Below are 6,373 nucleotides of genomic sequence, written 5' to 3' on the forward strand. Positions count from 1 at the left end.
GGCAGCGCGATCAGCGCCGACACCGTGAGGGCGGCCCCGATCCGGGTCAGCGAGGTGTCCAGGACGGACTGGAGGCTGATCGGTGAGCACGGCGGCCAGTGCCCGGTGCGCTCTGCGACGGTCGGCAGCCGTCGCCTGGCCGACCACGGCGGAGCCGATCAGCGGATGCCCGAAGGAGAGCCGCCGGTCGGCCACCGAGATCGCCACCAGCCGGTTGCGCTCGGCGGACTCCAGGAGGTCGACGGCTGTACGGCCGTTCGCCGCCGCCTCGATCACGGACAGGTCGCCGGTCCCTTCGAGGGCCGCGATGAGGAGGAGTTCGCGGCTCTGTTCGGGCAGGCCGGCGACGCGTTCGGCGAACAGGGTCTGGAGGCGCTCGCCGAGCGGCAGCACCGACGGAACCACCGCGGTCGCCCCCGTACGCTGTTCACGTTCGAGAGCCGCCGGCAGCTCCACCAGCGCGAGCGGGTTGCCGCGCGCCTCCGCCGCTATCCGGCGGCGCAGGGCGGAAGACATCCCGGGATGGGTCCGGGCCAGCAGGGTGGCCGACGACGCGTCGTCGAGCGGGGTGAGCCGGTGCTCGGTGAGACCACTGGACCCGAAGAAGCTGTCCGAGGTGGCGCGGGACGCCGCGAGGAAGCTGATCCGGCTGCCGACGAGCCGCCTGGCCACGAAGCCCAGGACCGAGGTGGTGGCCCTGTCCAGCCAGAGCAGGTCGTCGACGACGATCAGCAGCGGGGTGTCGTCGGCGATCCGGCGCAGGAGCAGCAGCGCCGCGGTGGAGATCAGCAGGCGGCTGGGCGGCGGTCCACTGCCGATGCCGACCGCGATGCGCAGCGCGTCGCGGTGTCCCGGGTCCAGCAGGTCCATCGAGCCGAAGAGCGGGACGAGAAGCTGGTTGAGGCCGGCGTAGCCCACGTCGGCCTCGAACTGCACGCCGTTCGACCGCAGTACGCGGGTGCCCTCGGAGGCGGCCCCTGCGGCGACCGCGTCGAGGAGGGCGCTCTTGCCGATACCCGCCTCGCCGGTCAGCAGCATGGCCGCACCGTGGATCGCGGAGCCGGTGAAGTGGGTCCGTACGAACGCCAGGTCCCGCTCCCGCCCGATCAGCCGCGCCGAAGCGGGACCTGAGGCGCGGTCCGGGTCGTTCATCGGGCTGTGGTCTCCGAAGTCCGGGATGAGGAGGTGCCCGACGCCGGTCGCGATGCCTCGAGCCGACGCCTCCGCGGTGACGTGGGGAATCGTGCGGGCGGCATGGTCTGCGCACTCTATCCTCCGCGGCCCCGGACGCGGTCAGCACCCGGCGGGCGTCGGTCGCCGCCACCCCGACGACCTCGCGTGCGCACGGCTGCGCCCCGGGGACGGTTGCCGGGCACGGGTGAAGCGCCCGGGCTCCCGGGGTGAACCGGCCCCGTGGCGGGGCCCGAACCCCGCACCGCAGAAGTCGAACACCGAGAATACGTGTGCCATCTCGGGACACCCGGAGTTGCCGTGCGCGTGTCCTCCCCCGCCCGAGTTCACGGCACATGTTGTTCCCGTCACACATGATTCATCGGTATCAGATATGCCGAATCATTGATTCGAATCGCTGCTACTGTCAAACATGGACCGATGATTCACGCAGCGCCACACAGAACGGATCCACACATGTCTTCTCAGCAACACGACATCATCGTCGTCGGTGGCGGTACGGCCGGGTGTGTGCTCGCCGCGCGTCTGACCGAGGACCCCGGAACCCGCGTACTACTGCTGGAGGCCGGATCGGCCACTTTGCCCGAGGCCGTGGCGTATCCGCCGGCCTGGCCCTCGCTCGCGGCCTCGGAGGTCGGCTGGGGTGACACCACGGTGGTCCAGCAGGCTTCCGGTGCCCCGGTGCCGCTCCCTCGCGGCAAGGGGCTGGGCGGCTCGTCAGCCATCAACGCCATGGTCTTCGCCCGCGGCCACCACACCAGCTACGACAGCTGGAGTGCGCACGGAGCCAAGGGCTGGACCTACGAAGACCTGCTCCCCTACTTCCAGCGCAGCGAGACGGCCACGAGCGGTGCGCCCGGCCGCGGCACGAACGGCCCGCTCATCGTCGGACCGGCCCAGCCGCCCAACGACATCCTGCTCGCCTGCCTCGACGGTGCGATCGAGACCGGCCACCGCCGGGCCGTCGACATCAGCGGCGGCCTGGAGGAGGGCTTCGCCCCCGTCGACCTCAACGTCGTCGCCGGGCGCAGGCAGAGCGCCGCCGACGCCTACCTCGCGCCGGCCCTCGGCCGCCCCAACCTCACCGTGGTCACCGGGGCGAACGCGCACCGGCTGATCTTCGAAGGCACCCGTTGCGTAGGGGTGGAGTACGGCGTGGACGGCCGCACCCACACCGCGACGGCGGCCGGCGAGGTGGTGCTCACGGCCGGGACCATCGGGTCCGCGACGCTCCTGCAGCGCTCCGGCATCGGCTCCGAGGAGGATCTGCGGCAGGCCGGGGTGGACGTCTTCCACCGGCTGCCGGGTGTGGGTCGCAACCTCCACGACCACCCGCGCGCCAACCTCGTCCACCGGGCCCGGCGGCCCGTTCCCACCCCGCGCAACAACCACGGCGAGATCCTGGGACTCCTGCGCAGCACCCCGGACGCCGACGGACCGGACGTGCAGATCATCTTCATCGACATCCCGCTGCCCAACGCGGTCGCCCCGGTGCAGAACGGCTTCACCATCGGGATCTCGCCGATGCGGCCGGTCAGCCGCGGCTCGCTCCGGATCAGCTCGGCCGACCCCTACGCGGCGCCCCTGCTCGACCCCCGGTACTTCACCGCGGAGGAAGACGTCCGCGCCGTGCTGTCCGGCATCGCCACCGCGCGCCGGATCACCCGGTCCGACGCACTCGCCGGATGGGGGATCGAGGAGGTCAGTCCGGGCCTCGGTGCCGTGGACGAGGAGTCCCTCGCCCAGCACGCCCGCAGGTACTTCGGCTCGTACTGCCACCCTGTCGGCACCTGCCTGATGGGCGAGGACGAGACGTCCGTCGTCGACTCCGAGCTGCGCGTCCGCGGCCTCGACAACCTGCGGGTCGCCGACGCCTCAGTGATCCCCGCCATCCCTTCCAACAACACCAACGCCACCGTGTACGCGATCGCCGAGCGCGCCGTCGACCTGCTGCGCCGTTCCTGATCCGGCCTCCACGCCCCCGGGGCCGCCGGGGGTCCGCACCCGTCCGGCGCGCCACGTGCCACGAAGGCGGCCCGGGGAACGGCCCGCGGCGACAGAGGCAGGGGGGACGCGGGACACCTCCGGCGGGTCCTCCTGCCGCGGGCCGGGCAGCCCGAGGACCAGGAGTACGAGAAGGGCGAAAGCCGCACGTCCTCTAGACTCCGATCATTGCAGGGGACGCGCGGAGCCTGGTGGCCGGCGCGTCCGGGTGGTGCGGAGCGCCGGGCCTCCATAAGCCCGGCCATGGAAGGCAGCCCGATGAACGACCTGGACCCGACCGTCCGCCCGGACACCACGGGGCTGGTGGGACGCGACCGGGACCTGGCGTTCATCCACTCCTTCTTCGGCAACACCGAGGTGCGGGGCGCCGCCCTGCTGCTCTCGGGCGAAGCCGGGGTGGGCAAGACCGCCGTGCTCGACGCCGTGGTGGGCGCCGCGGCGCGCGACGGCGTCCGGGTGCTGCGCGCCGCCGGTGCGGAGTTCGAGGCCGACATCGGCTACGCGGGTCTCAACCAGCTGCTCGTTCCGCTCTTCGACGACTTCGACATCCTTGACGACGTCCACCGCGACGCGCTGCGGGTCGCCGTCGGCATCGGCAGCGGGCCGCCCCCGGACCGTCTTCTCACCTCCACCGCGGCGCTGTTGCTGCTCCGGCTGATCTCCGTCCGGACACCGCTGCTGATCGTGGTGGACGACCTGCCGTGGCTGGACAGGGCGACCAACGCCGTGCTCGGCTTCGTGGCCCGCCGGCTCGTCGGCAGCCGTATCGACTTTCTCGCGGCCTCCCGCGCGGGCTCCGAGAGCTTCTTCGAACCCAGCGGCCTGACCCGGCGCCGGCTGGAGCCGCTCGACGACACCGCGTCGGCCGAGCTGCTCGCACTCACCCACCCCGATGTCTCGCCCGCCGTCCGTCGGCGCATCGTGGCCGAGGCGCGCGGCAACCCGCTGGCGCTGGTCGAGCTGCCGATGGCGCTCTCGGCCGAGCAGCGCGCGACCCTGACGGCAATGCCCGCCGTACTGCCGTTGAGCGACCGGCTGCAGGCCATGTTCACTTCGCGGGTGGCCCGCCTGCCGGAGAGCAGCCGGGAAATCCTGCTGCTCGCAGCCCTCGACGGAACCGGTGACCTGGCCTCCGTCGAAGCCGCCGGGGCCGGTCGGACCTCCGTGGACGACCTCGCCCCCGCGGAGCGGGAGCGGCTGGTGACGATCTCGGCGGACAACCGGCGGCTGTCGTTCAAGCATCCTCTGATCGGTTCGGCGGTGGTGGAACTGGCGACCGCCTCCGAACGCAGACGAGCGCATCAAGCCCTCGCCGGCGTACTCGGCGACCAAGTGGAGCGGCGCGCCTGGCACCTGGGAGAAGCGGCGGTGGGCCCGGACGAGACGGTCGCCGCGCTGCTCGAAGAGGCCGGACACCACCGGTTGCGGCGTGGTGACGCGCTCGGCGCGGTCGCCGCGCTGACCCGCGCCGCCGGGCTCAGTACCACGGCGGCCGACGAGAGCCGCCGGCTGGCCGAGGCGGCCTATGTCGGCGTGGACTCCGGAGGCGAGCTGGACGAAGCCTCCCGGCTGCTCGCCGGAGCCCGGCTCGTCCACCCCGGCACGGGGCAGGAGTCGTTGCACGCGGCGGCGGCATCCGCGTTCCTGCTGATCAACCGGGACGGCGACATCGACACCGCGTACCGACTGCTGGTCGGCGCGATCGAGGCCGGTCAGCACGGTTACGACGCCTCGGACCCCGCCCTCGTCGAGGCGCTGCATCTGCTGGTGCTGCTGTGCTGGTACGGCGGCAGGCCGGAACTGTGGCAGCCGCTGATCGCATTCGTGGACCGGCTCACCCCGAAGCCGCCCGAACTGCTCTGGGTGATCACCCAGACCTTCGGCGACCCGGCGCGCACCGGCCCGGCTGCGCTGCCCCGGCTGACGCGACTGATCGACACCGTGGGCGACGACCCCACCCGGGTCGTCCGGGTCGGCACCGCCGCCGTCTTCCCGGACCGGCTGGGGGACTTCCGCTGGGCCACGCGCCGGGTGGTGGAGCAGGGCCGCGCGGGCGCGGCTCCCGTACGCCGGCATCTGGGCGCGCTGATGCATCTGGGCCTGGACTACTTCCGGCTGGGCCGGTGGGACGACGCCACCGAGCTGGCGACCGAAGGACTCAGGCTGTGCGAGGACCATGATTACCGGTTCTTCGCCTGGTACTTCCAGTACATCCTGGCAGCCGTGGCCGGCGTGCGGGGCGACAGCGGGAGCAGCACCGAACTCACAGAGGAGATCGTCCGCTGGGCGACACCGCGCGGTACCCACGGCGCGCGGTTCTTCGCCTGCCACGCCAGGGCTCTCTCCGCCCTCGGCGCCGGCGACTTCGAGACCGCGTACCAGCATGCCGGCACGCTCAGTCCGCCCGGAACCATCGCCCCCTACGTGCCGATCGCCATGTGGGGCGCGTTGGACCTGGTGGAGGCGGCCGTCCGGACCGGTCGGGGAAGGGAGGCCGCGGCCCACGCGGAGGCCATGCGCAGGTGCGAGATGGCCCGGCTGTCGCCCCGGCTCGAGCTCCTGGTGCTGGCCGGGGAGGCACTGACCACGCCCGGGGAGGCGGCCCTGCCTCTCTTCGAACGGGCCCTGTCCCTGCCCGGGGCCGAACGCCAGCCCTTCGAGGTCGCGCGGGTCCGGCTCTTCTACGGCGAGCGGCTGCGGCGGCTGCGGGCCACGACGGACGCCCGTGAGCAACTGTCCCAGGCGCTGGAGGCGTTCCAGCGCCTGGGGGCCAAGCCCTGGACGGCGCGTGCCGCGGCCGAGCTGCGGGCCAGCGGCCAGTCCGCGCCCGCCGGGGCTCGCCCGGCCGGGGCGTCGCTGACCGCCCAGGAGCTCCAGATCGCCACGCTCGCGGCCACCGGTCTGACCAACAAGCAGATCGCCGAACGGCTGTCGCTCTCCCATCGGACCATCGGCACGCATCTGTACCAGATCTATCCCAAACTGGGCATCACTTCACGGGCCGCGCTACGGGACGCGCTCTCCCGGCTCGACGCGGGCAGCGGCGACTGAGCGAGGATGAACACCTGACGGGCCGAGCCCGTCCCGCGCACCCGGCTCGGTCGCGGCGGAGCTGTCGGAAGGGGAGCCGGAGCTCCGGGACTTCGTGCGCGGCAACGTCAAGGCCCGTGAGCGCATG

3 protein-coding genes are annotated in these 6,373 nt (G+C 72.7%); 2 read left to right on the plus strand and 1 reads right to left on the minus strand.

Annotation, left to right across the window (positions count from 1 at the left end):
* The coding region (locus ACWD3D_RS31955) for an AAA family ATPase (protein ID WP_451464231.1) at positions 1–1,152 on the minus strand (1,152 nt) is incomplete at its 3' end.
* A gap of 495 nt (positions 1,153–1,647) precedes the next feature.
* Between ACWD3D_RS31955 and ACWD3D_RS31960 the strand changes: the two genes are divergently transcribed.
* Both ACWD3D_RS31960 and ACWD3D_RS31965 read left to right on the plus strand, forming a co-directional pair.
* Positions 1,648–3,156 (plus strand): GMC family oxidoreductase, encoded by a 1,509-nt coding sequence (locus tag ACWD3D_RS31960; protein WP_451464232.1) that lies wholly within the window; start codon positions 1,648–1,650, stop codon positions 3,154–3,156.
* Between the two features lie 297 nt (positions 3,157–3,453).
* The gene (locus tag ACWD3D_RS31965) at positions 3,454–6,246 is read left to right on the plus strand and encodes an ATP-binding protein (protein ID WP_451464233.1); all 2,793 of its coding nucleotides are present in this window, start codon (positions 3,454–3,456) and stop codon (positions 6,244–6,246) included.
* Positions 6,247–6,373: the final 127 nt, after the last annotated feature.

The organism is Streptomyces sp. NPDC002690, assembly GCF_053592415.1.